This is a genomic window from Anaerosporobacter faecicola (assembly GCF_012070565.1).
Classification (GTDB): domain Bacteria; phylum Bacillota; class Clostridia; order Lachnospirales; family Lachnospiraceae; genus Anaerosporobacter; species Anaerosporobacter faecicola.
In genome coordinates this window covers 1-17555 of sequence record NZ_JAAQRO010000032.1, presented here as the reverse complement: position 1 = coordinate 17555, position 17555 = coordinate 1, and the positions used below count along the sequence as shown (strand labels likewise).

At 36.3% G+C, this 17555-nt stretch carries 14 protein-coding genes; 3 read left to right on the top strand and 11 right to left on the bottom strand.

Annotated features, from left to right (window positions below):
- Positions 1-49 precede the first annotated feature (49 nt).
- The 6 genes from HBB17_RS14190 to HBB17_RS14165 all read right to left on the bottom strand — a co-directional run bounded on the left by HBB17_RS14190 (position 50) and on the right by HBB17_RS14165 (position 10853).
- A complete protein-coding gene (locus tag HBB17_RS14190; protein ID WP_167958173.1) occupies positions 50-6133 on the bottom strand; it encodes a bacterial Ig-like domain-containing protein in 6084 nt (2027 codons plus the stop codon).
- Between the two features lie 488 nt (positions 6134-6621).
- The gene (locus HBB17_RS14185; protein WP_167958172.1) at positions 6622-7662 is read right to left on the bottom strand and encodes a polysaccharide deacetylase family protein; all 1041 of its coding nucleotides are present in this window, start codon (positions 7660-7662) and stop codon (positions 6622-6624) included.
- A 72-nt stretch (positions 7663-7734) separates the two neighbouring features.
- On the bottom strand, positions 7735-8397 hold the full coding sequence (locus HBB17_RS14180; protein ID WP_167958171.1) for a hypothetical protein: 663 nt from the start codon (positions 8395-8397) through the stop codon (positions 7735-7737).
- Between the two features lie 11 nt (positions 8398-8408).
- Entirely contained in the window at positions 8409-9119 is a 711-nt protein-coding gene (locus tag HBB17_RS14175; RefSeq protein WP_167958170.1) for a hypothetical protein, read from the bottom strand.
- A gap of 105 nt (positions 9120-9224) precedes the next feature.
- Positions 9225-10061, bottom strand: a complete 837-nt coding sequence (locus HBB17_RS14170; RefSeq protein WP_167958169.1) for an ABC transporter ATP-binding protein — start codon at positions 10059-10061, stop codon at positions 9225-9227.
- 183 nt (positions 10062-10244) lie between these two features.
- Positions 10245-10853, bottom strand: coding sequence for a TetR/AcrR family transcriptional regulator (locus HBB17_RS14165; protein WP_167958168.1), 609 nt, complete (start codon positions 10851-10853; stop codon positions 10245-10247).
- Positions 10854-11110: 257 nt separating this feature from the next.
- Here HBB17_RS14165 and HBB17_RS14160 point away from each other — a divergent pair, with 257 nt between their 5' ends.
- From HBB17_RS14160 to HBB17_RS14150, 3 genes are read left to right on the top strand one after another with little or no spacing between them, the layout of a single operon-like run.
- The gene (locus HBB17_RS14160; RefSeq protein ID WP_167958167.1) at positions 11111-11854 is read left to right on the top strand and encodes a J domain-containing protein; all 744 of its coding nucleotides are present in this window, start codon (positions 11111-11113) and stop codon (positions 11852-11854) included.
- A 12-nt stretch (positions 11855-11866) separates the two neighbouring features.
- The gene (locus HBB17_RS14155) at positions 11867-12715 is read left to right on the top strand and encodes a DUF5685 family protein (RefSeq protein ID WP_167958166.1); all 849 of its coding nucleotides are present in this window, start codon (positions 11867-11869) and stop codon (positions 12713-12715) included.
- Positions 12716-12771: 56 nt separating this feature from the next.
- On the top strand, positions 12772-13314 hold the full coding sequence (locus tag HBB17_RS14150) for a hypothetical protein (protein ID WP_167958165.1): 543 nt from the start codon (positions 12772-12774) through the stop codon (positions 13312-13314).
- Here the strand turns inward: HBB17_RS14150 and HBB17_RS14145 are convergent.
- The 5 genes from HBB17_RS14145 to HBB17_RS14125 all read right to left on the bottom strand — a co-directional run bounded on the left by HBB17_RS14145 (position 13303) and on the right by HBB17_RS14125 (position 17246).
- Positions 13303-14007, bottom strand: coding sequence for a hypothetical protein (locus HBB17_RS14145; RefSeq protein ID WP_167958164.1), 705 nt, complete (start codon positions 14005-14007; stop codon positions 13303-13305). The two genes, HBB17_RS14150 and HBB17_RS14145, sit on opposite strands and share 12 nt — an antisense overlap.
- Positions 13997-14629, bottom strand: coding sequence for an ABC transporter ATP-binding protein (locus tag HBB17_RS14140; RefSeq protein ID WP_167958163.1), 633 nt, complete (start codon positions 14627-14629; stop codon positions 13997-13999). The genes HBB17_RS14145 and HBB17_RS14140 overlap by 11 nt, the downstream gene beginning before the upstream one ends.
- Positions 14630-14648: 19 nt before the next feature.
- Positions 14649-15386: a hypothetical protein gene (locus tag HBB17_RS14135; RefSeq protein ID WP_167958162.1), complete on the bottom strand. Its 738-nt coding sequence runs from the start codon at positions 15384-15386 to the stop codon at positions 14649-14651.
- Between the two features lie 24 nt (positions 15387-15410).
- Complete coding sequence (locus tag HBB17_RS14130) at positions 15411-16301, bottom strand: hypothetical protein (RefSeq protein WP_167958161.1); 891 nt, start codon at positions 16299-16301, stop codon at positions 15411-15413.
- A gap of 96 nt (positions 16302-16397) precedes the next feature.
- Entirely contained in the window at positions 16398-17246 is an 849-nt protein-coding gene (locus tag HBB17_RS14125) for a DUF4163 domain-containing protein (protein ID WP_167958160.1), read from the bottom strand.
- Positions 17247-17555 lie beyond the last annotated feature (309 nt).

Genomic DNA, 17555 nt, shown 5'->3' with positions numbered 1-17555 from the left:
AATATAGTAATGATCTACTCAGTAAAAACATTTAAGTGCAAAGGTTGTGTTACTTAACTGTTATTGTTTTCTTGAATGTCTTGCTCTTTCCATTTTCTAATTTGACTGTGACTGTAATTGTTGCTTTTCCTTTCTTCTTTGCTACAACTTTTCCGTTTTTATTAACAGAAGCAACAGATGAATTGCTAGAACGATACGTTACCATAGCAAGCATCGTTTCTTCTCCATATAACGATGTATACTTCGCACTGTAATTTGGTACAGCTACGATTATTTCTGGTAAAGTAGGTGCAACATAAATCGTCTTACCTTTCTTCACCGTTTGTTTCTTCGTTGAGCCTTTGATCTGGCCTAACAAAGTTGTTTTAACAGAAGAATCGGCTTGTTTTTCAAGGATAACAAGTTGATCGGCATATTTGGTGTTCATGCTGATACAACCATCTGCCTCCACCGTATATTTCACTTTTACCATACTTTCTAACTTGCCAGTTTCTTCGTTATAGTGATATACATATAATTTCGTTCCTGCTTTGTAACCCAACTGGGATTTTACATTGATCTTTAATACCGTACCACTTGGTAATTGATCTGTTTCTTTTGCTGTTACTACATAGCCATTGGTATTGTTCTTATCCTTGTAGACTAAAGTATCTATTTCTTTCTTGCTTTCTGAATCATTTACTTCAATTGCAAGGTTCTTATTCGTTACTACATCTTTAGAAGCCTTCATCTGTTTTCCACTGAAGATCCATGAATACCAGATTTGATTTGATTCATCTACGATATTCAACTGCATTGTCTTTTCTGTTTCTTGCAATGCTCCTATGATTCCCTTATCAACAATGATACCTTGAATTGCTGTACCCTCTGCTCCAGGCATACATGTTTGATCAATGGAAATGTTGGAATAGATACTGGTTACTTCTTCTGATTTAATACTGGTAAGAATACTTTGGCTTGCTGGAATCTGTATATTCAATTCCGTATTAATATTGTTGGTCTTATTATAGTTCGCTGCATCACGAACAACATCTTTATTCACATTAATTGCTACAAGTAACATTCCATTGCTAATCTGCGTCTTCATAGTTGCAGGAACAACACTGTGATCGGTAGTACCTGTTTCATCTTGGTTTGTAATAACCCCTGGTGTAACAGGACTTGATTCACCAGCATCAGAACTTGCTGTTTGATTACCACTTACTTCGACAAAGAAGGTAGCCGTCTTTCCTTCATATGTAATGGTTACTAATTGGAATCCATTAACGCCTGAATTGAATCCTGTAAAGGAAAGCAAGGAAAGATCTGTGATCTCCGTTTGTGACCCATCATCGTAGGTAGCAACTACAACTAGTCCATTGGTATCCAAAGATTCTCCAGCTTCATAAGAAACCTTGTTCGGTTGTTCAATAATCTGAATTCCGGATAAACGAGCTCCTGTTGAGAAATCTGTAACCGTTACTTGGAAGGTTGTTGAACAACCTCGGTATGTTACTGTTACATCCTGTATACCAACTTTCGTCTTGTCATATCCCGTGAATTCCATAACTCGACTGTCACTAATATCTAAGGTTTCTCCACTATCAAATCCTGCCTGTACGACCAAACCATTGGTATTCAGCTCATCACCAACTCCATAAATCGTCTTATTAGGCATTGTAAGAACGGTAAGAGAAACTGGATCAAGTAATGTTAATCCAGAAACAACATTAATCGTAAAGTAAGAAGTAAATCCGCGATACTTAATGGTTATATTTTGTTCCCCAATCTGATCCTGTGCAATGGCTGTTGGTGTGAATAGACCTGGATCAGAGAAATCCTCTGCTGTTCCATCTTCATAATTTACCGTAACAACAATACCAGACAAGTCAACAATGGATTCACTTGTTGCATAATCAACACGAGTAGGTGCTGTCTTTACTTCGATTCCTGTAATCGTCTTATTAAATGGTACACCATAGATGGAACCAATAGCATCAATACCATCTAATGTAAATGTACCACTCTCCACAACTACTTTCAGTATATGTTCACCGTCTGTAAGTCCTCTCAAAAAGTAAGAACAATCTCGATTTCCTGTAGCAGGGATTGCTGCATCATCATCCACTAACTCACCATCAACATATACATCAATGGTACTTGCACTTGTTGCACCAAATAGATTGAATCCAGTTCCTGTGAAATGGCTCGTAAAGGTAGTTGATTCTTGTGAATCATGTACTTTGAATTTTACGATACTTACGCATCCAGCGGCTTGTTCAATCTTAATCGTATGTTGCGTATTTTCTAGGTTGGAGATACTATATACCACACCAGTGGAATTTAAAGTAACATTTTCTTTTAATTCTCCATCGATATAGACATTAACATTCGTAGAAGCATTTTGTGCTTTTGCATAATAGTCAATTCCTGTTCCTGCAAATGTTAATTCTGCATAAGATCCAGTTGTACTAGAATACGTGTCATCATAATATCCCCATGAACTTCCATCTGGTTTATAATAATAGATCTTATTCAAATCTCCTGGATTCGTTGCATAAGTATTACATAGAATCACACCTGATTCGGAGCCTGCCATTAATGTTCTGTTATAATGTGCGTATCCAGATTGTTGGAATGTCCAACCTGTTTCACTGAATTCTATAGAATCACTTGCATCATCAATCTTCTCAGAATATGGCGCATATCCATCAACTGGTTCAACAATCAAGTTATCATAATACGTGTTATAATAACCACTTAATATACTTAAACGACCACATAGGTTAGGGCTTGAAGTATCCGTATACGTAACTACTTCCACACCATCTACATATGCAGTAATTACATTTTCTTTTCCTTCTATTGCAAGGTTATGCCAGATTGAGCTATCAAATCCATCAATAATGCCTTGTTGTACAACCGTTGCACTGTCTGTTAATTTCCATGTACCATCATGATAGATACGAATTCCATATGCAGAAGAATCACTTCCACTTGAAGATTCGTTTTGACGAATACCAATGCCAGCAAAATTATTGTCGCTTCCTGATGTATCAATCTTCACATCAAGGGACGCTTTGTAGTTTGCCCACCTCTGGTCTCCCAGCCAAGTGTTTGGTGTATAGGTTGTTCTTGTACTTCCACCCCATACATTCCATTCAGCCGGAATGATATCTTTGGAAATTACCTGCGTCAACACATGGTTCGCTGTATTGTCTGCATCCGATTGCACTTCAAACGCACCTCTTTGGTCAGCAGTATAACGTGGTGTTCCTGCTCTTCTCTCCAAATAAGTCATTCCGTTCTCATCAACTGAATATTCGGAATATTCAAAATCATCCGTATAAGGAAGTGCTAAGATATCATTTGAAGCACTTGACTCATTTTGTCCAGTAACGTAAGAAGTTCCTTTGTCTAATAAAGTTGTAACTGTTACCATAGAATATGGTTTTACTGTAATATTGTAATAGCTAATTCCATTACTTGAGGAAACGGTTGGTGTTATGGTGTCGATCTTTTGTAACCAGTTCGCATCATATTCTTCTCCATCATCTGGTCCTCTTGTTTCCCATACATTTAGTTGATTTTTGAACGTATCCAGATTCTTTGCTTGAACCTGATATACTCTTTCATTGGCAGTATTATTGGCAAAAATCATGGAGTAATCATCGGTATCTGGATCCTTGATGGTTAGATAATGGTTTGTTCCTGTATCTGCCTTAACACCACCATCATTATAGGTTCCATCTCCGTAACAAGCACCTTCAATGTAGTGCCAATTTGTTTCAGAGAATAAGGTAAAATGTTGTACAACTTGTAATCCACCATCTGCCTCATAATATCCAGACCAAGGATAGAATGCACCGATCAATTGTTTTGGACTATATGCGCTACCTTGATAGAAACCAGCAATGGCAGGTTGGAATTCCCATCTTGTCATCTTGGCACTATAGGTTGTTCCTGCATATTGATATGCACATATGTAACGGGTTGCAAGATCAATCATACCAACTGTTCCACCAACTCCACCGTACTCTGGCTGTGCATTGATTCTTTCTTTGGCATTGATCATAGGCGCAACACCTTCACTGTACCATACTTCTTTTCCATACTCTTCATTCAAAGTTGTTAAAGAGGCATTACCACGAATCTGATAATGGTCACCAATAACATCGATTAGATCCATTAATTCAGGATCTGCTAACATTGCTTTTGCAATTGCTTCACTACCACAGTGTGAATCGGAAGCAACGATTTTAATTTGGCTGTAATCATAACGACCTTCTGTCTCCGCATTTAGTCTTTGTGCACAGTATTTGATCCAAGCAAAGTTATCACTAACTGATACAGAACCACTTCCTGCATTATTTTCATTCTGTCCTGGACTTAAGTAGGATAACTTGATTCCAAATTCATCATATGCTGCATCAATCGTTTCCTTGTACCATTTGTATCTTGCTTCAAATCCACCATCCCAAGTCCAAGATGGTTCACCCCAACGAAGTGCTTCAATGGTGATGTCTGGATTAATTGTCAGAGCATCCGCTGCAAATACCCAGCCTGCTCCTCTTCGAACATTTGCTTCTTCATCTTCGCTACGCATTGTTGCTGGTTCTGTACCAGAGGAAGAGTTTACGTCTCCACCAAGCTCTACTTTCACGTGGCTTAAACCAGCTCCTGTTTCCGTATTGAAAAGCATATTCATCATTTCCCAATATTCTGTTGGGTTTTCTTCTTTGTAATCAATTAATAAGTTGGATGTATTGTTACAAGTAACTGCTCCAAAACCTTGGAACTTATTCACAACATCTCCATTATTATCAACATCTACGTCATTCCCATCAACTACGATCTGTGTACGTGTAGTTGTTAATCCTGCACGAGCTGCTTCAATGGCTATTACTGCATCAGCAATCTGCGTACGAGTTGGTGTAGCTGCGGTATATACCGATTGAATTTCGCTACTTTGAATCAATTCTTTATATGTAGTAAATGCAGCATCTACTGTATAGAGTCCTGTATCCAATGGCTCTTCTACATAATTAATCAAAGTTGTTTTATCTGCTAAAGCAAGTCCATCAATTGCATACTGCACCATCGTTATGGCATCGGTTACATCTTGCGCAGACTCCACTACTTTAATTAAATCTTTTCCAGATTCTACTGCTGTTCGTAATTTTGTTTCTGTTTCTTCAGAATAGATTCCTGAATTAATCTTATCATTCGCTTCTGCTAACTTACTATCCCAAGCTGAAGTATCAATACTTGAATCAGCTTCAATCTTCTCAATCGCGATATAGGTTAAAGCGGCGTCATCACCAGAAGAACCTTTTGTTAATGTTACAGTGGCTGTACCTGCTGCATCCATAACAAATTCTCCTGATACATATCCTTGTACCTGACTAGAGCTTACCGTACAGGATCCAATGCTTGTACTATTAACTGTAACATTACTTGTTCTAGGACCAGACCACCATTCATAATGTCCTGTGGTAATCTGATATGTTCCTTCCTCAAGATCAAAGATGTATCCTAATTTATTACCAGAACTGCTATTACCATAATATCCAGTTGCATTCAACTGGCTTAGGTAACTTGCTGCTAAAGTCGTATTCGCACCTTTGCTTCCAGCAGATGTGGTTGTATATCCCCAAGTTCCATCTGAATTCTGATCAGCAACGGTATTCTTTAGATTGACTCCATCTAAAGCTTTTATCTCATTGTATACGGTTGGCGTTACACTTTTTAACACGGAACCGCAGTCAACAAAGTAAACAAGTTTTGTGGAATATACCACTACATTTGCCGTTATTTCATAATTCTCTACCTCAGGTAAAATCCCCTTTAACACAACGGCACTTCCAACGTAAGAAGCATTGCCCGATTTCACAGACCAAGTAACTGGCGTTGTAAAGGCATCTCCTCCATTGACACTTACTGATATATTAGAAGGCATAGAACTTAATTTTGACTTCTTCATATAAGCAGGTAGTGTACTTTTTACTTCTACTGACTCAATCGTCCCCTCATAGGCTGCTGCTTTGCTTTCCGTGTTCGTTGGAATCATCAGCTGCCCCATAACCATTGATATGGATAATACGATTGACAATAGTAATTTACTACGTTTGTTAAATACTTTTCGTATTTTCATAACAAATCTCCTTTCCCACATTGATCAATGTTTCTCAATTCCAGTATAGCAATGAGGGGTACGGATAAAAATGTAATAAAATACAAAGATTATATATTTTTACTAATTATCTTATAATATATTTGGTTTATTTGTAAGAAATATATACTTTTTATAAAAAATACTATATTTTCTTATACTTTTTATTAATTTTCCTTATTTACGAAAGTTTTTTTCGTGTTTTTGCTTAAAGCGTTTTGTATTTATTTACAGTTCTTTATGTAATTTTTCTATTAGAACTTAAGTATCTAACCATGCTATAAAATTAATGACTACGATTAATTACGCCCAACTACCAATTTCTTAATTTGTTTCCCTGTTGATGTATGATGCCTAAGAACGGGTGTGAAACATCTCAACATTACTTCTTGTTTACATGTTTCATGACATCATACAACAACTTGGGAAGCATGACCTCGCTTATGTATTGGCATTGCATAAGTTAAATTCTATCTACGGTCTACCGTATCGAATTCATACCCCTCTTCCTTCATTGTCTGAATAATAATATCCAAAGCCTGTACAGTGAGGGCATTAATGGAAGAATCATGCATTAAGATTATAGGCTTTTGATATTTCTTAAAGTCCTTTAAAACATTTCTAGTAATGGAAGCACGGGATGGATTTCCCACGGAATCCTCTGCTGATACCTGCCAGTCATAATAGTTAAATCCCCTTCGGTTCATTTCATCAATTACCTTTTCCCGCATTCCTTTCATATAACAGTTATAACTTCCACCTGGAAACCGAAAGATAGTAGGCTGCATTCCCGTTACTTCATAGATTTTTTTATATGCAAGATAGAAGTCTTCCAGATACGCTTTCACCGAAGAATAGATCTGCCTATAATTATGGGAATACGTATGAATTCCAATGGTATGCCCCTCTTTGATCATCTCTTGTATAAGTTCATACTGATCTGGTGTAATTGTCTCCGCGATCATAAAAAAAGTAGCTTTTATATTATGTTTTCGTAGGATTTCAAGTACTTTTATGGTATTTTCACTTGGTCCATCATCAAACGTAAGATAAGCTACTTTCTTTTTATTCTGTATTGCATTCTGAATTGGGTAGGACATCATATATTTACGAAAACCTAAGACATCTTCATCTACAGTTGCCAAGGGAATCTTCGCCTGCTTTTTCACATACATGTCTGGATATAATTCCATGTAATCCTCACTCTGTGCTATTTTGTTACTTGCATCTTTTGTTGTTTCCTTGGTTTTTTTCTTTGTCGTTTCCTTTGTCTCTTCTTTGATTGTCTCTTCTTTGATTGTTTCTTCTTTACCAGAATTCGTTTGCTTTTCCTGTTTTGCAAACTCCTCTTTATCCGTTACAATCGATTCTTCCATTTCCGTGGTACGCTCTATTGCAGTATCTTCTGTTGTTTCCTGCTGCATCGTCGGTTCGAATAGCTCTCCACGACACATCTTCCCCATAATGATCAACAGAATGATAACTAAGACAAAGATCACTTTCTTCTCCATTCTCTTTTCTTTCCTTCGTATTACTTAGTTTTATTGTATGCAGAAAGAAGAGCTATCATGTGTCGAATTCTCTTATGCTTTGGATAGGGATTTTCGATAAAATAACAGGATTCCACCAATTGCATACAGCATATAGAGGTATGGTGCCGCTTTAAAACTTGTACCTATCACAATCTCTCGATATAGAAAATCCCATGGAAGCAAGCCAAGCCAGCAATCCAAATGATTTTCTCCCAATAAACGAACGCAAGGTAATAAAACCACCACACCAAACAATTTCAAGAATACCATTCCCTGAATCTTATTCTTCGCTACTGCTCCAACAAGCCAAAGCATAAGCATGCTAAGCAGGGCATTATATACCAACAATACAGGGTTGGCATGAATGCCTAATCCAAACCATAATATCATGGTTTCTACCATACCTAACAACAAAACTACGCCCATACGAAAGCAATAATATCCAGTTAGTGTAAATGGTGTCACAGCAAAGTAGGATAAGATATGTTCATCTTTTTCTTCTAAGATACGTAAACCAAATATGGCACCTGGCATCAAGCCTGCCATTGCTATGAACATATACTGCAATGCCGGCAGATACTCCTTGATCAATGGAACAAACTCCCTAACCAGAAAATAAAATGTTAGCATAATAAATGGCATTGCAAAGACCGCCCAAACCATGGGATCTTTCTTGACACACCGTACATCATTTTGAAATATAGCCCGTAACATTTCTCTCCCCCCTAAACAAATAATCGCTTCTCAATCACGTGTTTCGTTCCTACATAAGTACCAACGCACCAGATTACCAGTTCCAAACAGAAAAATAGATTCTCACCCATCGTTAACACCTTGATATTACTGGTCAATTGAAATCCATCCTGTATAAGCACACGGAAAAGAGCGAACGTTGGAATCCACTTGAGAAGAAGTTGATCTGGAAAATAACACCCAAGTACAATAGGAAGTACTCCAATTACGGTGGCACCTATGAATAAAGCAATAAAATGATTCAAACTTTTAGAAAATGTACTTAGAATCATACCAATCATCGTAAATAGTAACGCAGTTAATAAGATCGCAAGCTCTTTCCACAAACGAATCGGGATTTTTCCTGCTACCAGGATACAATTTGCCGTAATAGCTGTAATGAGTAACAAGGAGAAACATTTCCCAAGGATATAACCTCCACTTCCAATAGGGGAAACGCCGATACCTTTTGGTATACTGTTATTCTTCTCTAATAATAAAATTCCTCCCACGAAAATCATTCCTAAGAATGTTGGGTCCGACAAGATTAATAGAATTGCCACCGTTTCCTTCCAACCATCTGGTACATAGCCTAATGCAAAGATATAAATTAGATTTACAATAATATAGACTGGATACATTCCATTCTTTACCTGCATCCGAATCTCATGTTCGCACCATTTTAAAACACCTTTTATACGCATGTTCATTTTCCTTTCTAATTTATGATATAAAAATCAACACCATCTACTCTTTCATGCAAGTACCATGTGAAATGTCCTTTTGTCCCTGCATCGTATTATGTGAAGTTATAATAGGATCTTCCCCGTTACAATTGTAAAGATTTCCTCCAACGTTGGGCATATGGTGTCGATGTGAAGCACGGGATTCTTGATCTGTGTAAGAAAATCCATATTTTGTCCTATCTCGGCTAATGGATATTCCCTCTCTTCCAGCTTCGTCTTAACGCGTATCCGACTCGCTCCATACTGCAAGCGCAATTCTTCCGGCTTCCCGATTTCCTTGATCGTCCCATCAACCACAAATGCCACCCTATCACAGATCTGATCCGCAAATGTCATATTATGCGTTGTGACGATAACCGTAACCCCTTCCATCTTTAACTTGCGTATCTTATCTTGAATTACTTTCGTATTGTTTGGATCAAGACCCGAAGTTGGTTCATCTAAGAACAGGATCGACGGATTTCCAATCAATGCTCTACAGAAGTTTAGCCGCATTTTCATTCCCTTAGATAATTCATTCACTCTCTTATTCCGATGCTCATAAAGTCCCACCTCACGCAGTAGCTCAGGAATATCCGCTGGATTCTCATATAATTTCTGAAATGTTTTTAAATTCTCTTCAATGGTCAACTGTTCATATAGATTCGGTAATTCAAAACCTACACCAATCTTATTATAGAATCGGCTTCCAATCTGCTTCGCTTCTGTCCCCATAATCTGAGCACTACCACTATAGCCTTTGTTTAATCCCAGTAGAACTTTTTGTAACGTACTTTTTCCCGCTCCTGAAGGACCTAATAACCCAAAGATTTCTCCCTCTTCTACGGTAAAAGAAATCCCCTTTAAAATCTCTGCCTGATTCTTTTTATACCGAAAATGTACATCATTTACTTTGATCATACTCCTCACCTTGTCCTTTCCATTTATGTAACATTCGATTTCGTTTGTGTTCTCATTTTTCTGACCAATCCCCTAGTATTGTTTCTATAGGAATACGTCAGAATATCTATCCTTCCATAAACTTCCCTCTACTTGTGAACCAAAATCATATACTGCGAAACTTTTATAAGCTTTTTATATGTATCAATCATTTGTCGTCATGGTATCATTTACTTCCATAATACCTGCAATCAAGATTTCTATGTATCTAGTAATGGCTCTGATTCCTTCCTCCAAGCTCTTTTTATGTTTCGCAACATAAATCAATACAGATACAAAACTGTTGGCGATCTCCGCTGCCAAAAGTGCATTCTCTTCCCCTGGCATATGTTCCTGCATATGTTCGATACAAAATCCCAAGAACTCGTCCCGAAACCCTTCCAGACTTGTTCCCTCAGCCCCCTCCATCAATATAATGAACTCCTGACTAAGAAGATGTTGGAGAAAAAATGCTTGTGGAAGTTGTTCTTCCATTGCTAATACAATCTCTCGAAAATTCAATTCTGTATTCTGTGCTTCTTCAAATGCGTCCTGATGACCATAAAGTGCCTGTTTTAATAAAGTAGGAAGTTCTCCCACCACCGCAAGGAACAATTCCTCCTTGTTTGCAAAATAGTTATATAGATTACCAATGGTCGTATTGGCTTTCTTTGCAATGGTTCGCATTGAGGTTGCTTTAAATCCATGTATGTAAAATTCATGTTTTGCTGATTCCACAATCATCACTTGTAATTCTTCTTTTAATACTTGCATTAATAATCACCTGCTTTTTTTTCTTACATTTTATGCTTTCTCTTATCCCTTGTAAATGCATTTTCGACATAAACAAACAAAACTTAACATTTGTTCATTATTGCATCCTCTTAGCATTCGATTGGGATTTTCTTATAATTTTATTAAATATGACATTTGTTACTATCAAAATAAAACAAGGTCATGTTATAATCAGATAAAGTTTGAGCGGTTAATGTGCCCAACCCCAACATCAATATAGACAAAGGAGAATTCCAATGAAATGGTTTCATAATCCAACATCAATGGAAGATGTTAAAAAACAATACAAAGCACTCATACGTGTCTACCATCCGGATAATGGTGGAGATTTAGATAAGATGCAGGAGATCAATGCAGAATACAATGAACTCTGTGCACGATTTGAAAAAGGCGGAAATGAATACTCCGATTATGGCTATGGATACGGATACCAAAGCAGCGGTTCATCCGATGAATTCAGCAATTACGTTCGACCTACCATTGAACAGGAGATGAACAAGACCATCTCTATATTGCTTACAATTCTACAAATCTACCCTGCCATTCAGTCCAAATACGACAAATTAATAACGAAAGAACCATTGGTCATCTATAATGATATTCCAACCGTTCTGAAAGTTGCTTATGAAGAGATGCAACGTACTCCAGTTGCTTCCCAGGCAAACTACCAGTTCATTAACTTAATGAGTGAACTTGAGAATACCCGCCGCACCACTAGACAAACCTATGAGTCTGCTTGTGCAACGTATCATCATGATCTTAATCAGGAGCTTAACGATCTATATCGTGCAGTTGGAAATACTGCGAAAGAACAGATCCTCGCTGCCAAACAATCGGGGAATGCTTACTGGGGTGGTGGCAACCAGGGTTATTATGGTCAAAATTACAATTCCATCTATCCACATCGTAACGATGGCTGTGATGACTGTTGCCAATGTCTTGGTTGCTTAATGTGTATGGATTGTGTGGATTGTTGTTAATGGAGGCTTCTTATGATCGGATACCTTAAACCAAAGATCGATGACCTTCGCGTGTATGAATACAAACAATATCGTTCTTTCTATTGCGGAATTTGTTGTGAGATCAAGAAACATATCGGAGAACTTCCTAGAATGTTGTTAAGCAATGACGTAACATTCTTTGCTTTACTCCTCTCTTCCCTAGCAGATACCCAAACAGAAGAAACCACACACCGTTGTTGCTTACACGCCTACAAGAAAAAGCCCATCAGGCTCAACACATACACGAAATATATGGCAGATATGAACCTTCTCTTCGCCTATGGGAAGATTCAAGATAACTTGCAAGATGAGGGTGGATTCAAAACACGTACTGCCAGTGCAATCTACCATTCTGCTTACAAGAAAGTTAGCAAACAATATCCCCATGAAACCGCACGTTTCACCAAGTATACGAAAGAATTACATGACTATGAAACAGCAGGCTGCACCGACTACGTACTGCTTGGCAAATTATTCGGTCAAGCACTTGCAGAGCTCTTTCAACCGATCTGCACGGTACAGACCGAATTAATTAGCAACTTATTCGACTATCTAGGTCAATGGATTTATTGTATCGATGCACTGGATGATTTAGAAAAAGATGAAAAAGAACATGCATTTAATCCGATGCTTTCTGCTTATCGACAGGACAACGAGCGTTTCCTACAAGAAGTCAAACAACACATCAATTCTGTCTTATTACAGATTGTATATCTATATACGGATATGCAGTTCGTTGATTATAAAGGGATTGTATTCAATGTATTGTGTATTGCCATACGAGAAAAAAGTGATGCAATCTTTGCTCGTTATACAGAACATTCCCCTTCCCTCGAGTAGGGGGAACGCACTGTTCGAGTGCCAAACTACTATAATTATATTGGGAGGAGCCAAACATGAGAGCACATCACACTTCTAATTCCATGAAAAAGAAAAACTTAACGCCAAAGACGTTAAGTTTATGTGGTATATTCTTAATATTTACTTTATTCTTTCTATTCCTTGCAAGCTCTACCACAAGTGTACAGATGGTTTCTTATTGTCTGAGTTCCATCTTCATACTAATCATTCTCGAAGAAAGTAACTGGGTAACTGGAATTAGCTTTTATGTTGCTTCCTCCCTCCTTGCGCTACTACTACTTCCGAATAAGCTTGCGATCGTCCCATATATCTTGTTTTTCGGACACTATGGAATCTGGTACCACTGGTATTCTAGAACTTCCAAAAAGATCTTGGTTCATGCACTGAATTATCTAATCGCAAATATCAGTATCTTCACCCTTTACTTTACATGCAAGGAATTATTCACGAATCTGCGCATTCCAACCTTCCTGCTTTTTGTACCAATCGTTGAAGTTTTTATCGTTCTATACGATTATATGTATGGCAGATGCTTGTATTATTATCGACGGGATATTAAGTCCAAATTACCGCAGTAGTGTTGTGATAATCTCTTTTTGTAGTGTGATAAGTGCTTCTGTAACTTCAGTAGATGCAGAAAAGAAATTGTACTTTTTTAGTTCGGAGAATTCAATTTCATTCATCTGTTCTCTCTCAATCGTAGGTGTTGTCCTATTATTAAGTGCTATATATCCAAGACTATCTGATGTCAAATAATAAGACTTTTTCTTCTGTCGTTCATTAAGTTCAGAAGATTCAAGAAACAACAGATACTCCTCATTTGGCTGCATCACATTTAATGGATTCATATAAATAACTTGACCCTCTACTTCTTGAAAGCCAAAATATCCGTACACAAAACAACTACTGTTTTCTGATATGTTCTCTTGTCCTGTAAGTACTTTCTCTACAATGATCTCTTGTCCTTGACTGCAATTGCTTTGTACAATATTTCCTGTAGCCTTTCCAACTACAATTATATCTGATTGTAACGCTTCTTCAATCAGCGTTTTTCCTTCTTTTAATTCCTTTAACAATAATTTTTCTTCCTCAGCACGCATTCCAAACGCATAATCTAGTCTGACTGAAATGTGATCAAGGTCTTCCGTCGTGGAAACATGGGCTAGTCCACAATCCTTACAATTCAGTTTCCATACAAAACCATATACGATAACGCTTACAAGGAGCAATATTCCTACGATAATACCGATTTTCAAGTTGTTATTCTTCACGTTCTATCCTCCCCTGCTCCATTCGAAAGGTCAACGTACACAATTGTGATATATCCGATTTATTATGACTTGCAATTAATACAACCGTTCCACGATCTGCTTGTTCTCTAATAACATTGTGCATAACTTGTATTCCCTCTTGATCAATTGCATTCGTCGGTTCATCTAAAAACAAATAATCTGGTGATTCCATTATAGCTTGTGCCAATAATAATCGTTGTTTCATACCTAGTGAGAATTTCTTATATGTTTTTTTACTATATGGATCTAACCCTACCTTACCAATTGTTTGAATAATGTCTTCCTTCCCGACAATCTTTTTTATTCCAGCCAAATAACTTAAATTCTGATAGGCAGTGAATTCTGGAAACAGGGATGCATTTTCAATCATCACACCGATATTCGGTTTATTACTTCTACTAACTTCTTCTCCATCGAAATATATTCTACCTGAAGTTGGAGAAACCAAACCAGATAGCATGCGAAAAAGCATCGTCTTTCCAGAACCATTCTCACCTACTAAGCCATATATCGTTCCACCCTCTAGCTCCATATTAACATTAACGATTAATTCACTCTTTTTTATACTTTTTGATAAATTAATTGTCTTTACCGTATGCATTATCTTGACTTCCTCCCTATCATTCCATATCTGTATGTAATATATCCTTTTTCTTAATTAGCTGCATACCATAGATGCAACCTCCCAATACCCAAATACTGTTCGCAATAATCTTGGAATACATCCATCTTGCTTTAAGAGACATCATATCTCCCATCATAAATGGATTTAGTAATCGTATAACAGAATTTGTCGTTCCACTTAATGCCACTCCAATTAGTATAACAATTCCAATACATACCATCAAAAAACCAATTATATTTCCTAACTTGATTGATAGCAAATTAATAACTACAGCAATTAATTGTATAAGAATTGCAATATACACAATGATAATTAATACTACACAATAATCAGTATGATTGATTGTCTGTGTTGATTTTCTCATACAGATCCATAGGTTTACCATTACATAAGTAACAGAATATAGAAAACTAATGATACCTAACTGTACTACTTTTCCCCAATACCAGTATCCTCTACTATAAATCCTTGAAAAATAATATACACTTCCAACTGTAAACGTCTTATACATAAAGTGACCAAATAGAATACCAAATAAAAAAATAAAACTCATATTCTGAACAGCCAAAACTAAAGTTTTCGTATCTCCAACCGTAACTACTCCAAATATACGATTCCATAGTAACTCTGCTATCTCTATATCAAAGGGAACACCTACTAAATCAGTACTAGAGATAATAAGAACATATGGAATAACGATTAGTACTTTCGCTAACTCTTTTACGTATTTCATGAGATCTCCTCTCGTAGATAGGGTCTAAAGTGTTAAGATACCTTTTGACGCTCTCCTTAAAATATACACATGGGCAATCAAGCAAAACAGAATCATCATCAAACATAGTAATAGCATGTAATACCAATTTTGCCCACTAAATGAAAATGGAGAGAAGTAATCCATTATGGAATAATTAAGAAATAATTTTTCATGATTTTGACTTGCAATGTTAAACGACGAGACCGTCATAGCATTCGTTATTCTAATTAAGATGAAAAAAGGTAAGAACAATAAAATCACATGTTTCTTAATAAAGTACGACCAGGATAGTACGAAAACACCTACTAACCCACTAAATAAGGATAGTAACAGGATATACAACAAATTGTATAAGGTTGTACTTACCAAATATACATCTAAAAAAGGTTTCGCATGAAACGTCGTACGATATCCTTGATTCGTCCCTAGTAATGTCCGAAAATAATTTGGCATCCCATACTCTCCAAAAATCACATTGTGATTATTCGAAAAAAAGATATGACATAATACTAGATTAAGTAAAAAAGGCAACATAATAATTAGGAACCCGCCTAAGAAACATACCACTGCTTTTGACAAGAAATACTGTTTATGTGTGCTTCGATACACTAACATTGGAGTTATCCCATTTCTATTTTCATTGATAAAAGAAATTGCAAAAGGTAAAATAACTAAAAATGGAAAAATAACCTCAAAATATGACCATGTTTTCGAATAGCTTGACATACAAAATAGTGTATCTGCAGCCGGAATCTTACTTATATCCGTATCTTTATAATAATTAAAATTATAAAGCAACGATATACATGCATATGTAACCGCAACCAAAAATGCAAATATAAACTCCATTTTATGAGTCATAATCTTCCACTGAACGTTGATTGAATGTATCATAGTTGTTCTCCTTTATACAATAACTTTTCTGTACTATTCACAGTATTAGTAATGGTCATGTTATTCGGTTGATTAATTTCTTTGATTTGCGTGCATTTATTGCAAATCGAAATAGTCATCCCAAAATCCATTGCTAAAATTCATACAACTCTTTAAATCCTCATAACTTGCAACTAATTCTAAAAAGATTGTAGGTCCACTTGGTGTAATTACAAGTAAATGGAAACCTGACTCACTAAAATAATATCGATCCGTTTGCAGATCGTTGTAGTAGTTTTCAAACATCTCCATAATGATACTCTCATCTGCCGTACTATATCTATATGCATTAGAATTAGGGTCCATTGATTCCCCCTCACTAGCTTGATCTTCTCCATCGTATCGAAATACATTCCGATTTAACACCCCTTGAAAACGCTCCGTAAACAAAACATGAATGTTAATTATCTCACCCGTATTCAAATCAATATTGGTTGCATACATTATATTCATTCCATTTATTGCCACATAATAATAGCCATAGCCTGAATATTTAACAGAAAGGATATTCGAATTGCAATATTCTATGTTCGTCTTCATTGGTAAGTTTAGCCCCTCCGAATCGAAATCGAGATACAATGAAATTGCTTTTTCCTTAAGCAACATATTGACTTTCTTCTCGATTTCAACGGACTTCATATTATTTATCTGTGGATATTCAATATGTATATCTGTGTGGGTAGCATTATCTATTCTTGAAAATTCTTCGTAATGTAGATTGAAAGCGAATTCAGTAGCTACATCTATTTCATCATAACATTCTTTTCGTTCTACATCTGTTTGCTCTTTCCTATATCCAGTATCTGTATGTTTATTGGTTTCATTTTTTTCATCTAAAATACTGCTATAACAGCAATATAGGAGCAGCAATAGAAGAATTACTATAAAACCATATCTATTTTTCATTGCACAACCTCCGTTAGTCAGCTAATTTAACATACCAATATGATAAAATCTAATCTGCGTCTAATATGAATCTCTATTTTCTCTGCAAATAGTGTCCTTTATTTTCTATTGTATAACATATTTTTACATATGTCTATTTTTACTTGTATATTCTACTATCAGTACTACGTATATTACCAATTTTGGTGACTTGTAAAATGAGATGCTACTTTGTAAGACGAAATGCAATGTTTATAATCAAGAATCATTTTTTGTAAACGAAACGCTACTTTTACACTACTTTGTAAGTGAGATGCTACTTTTGTAAGC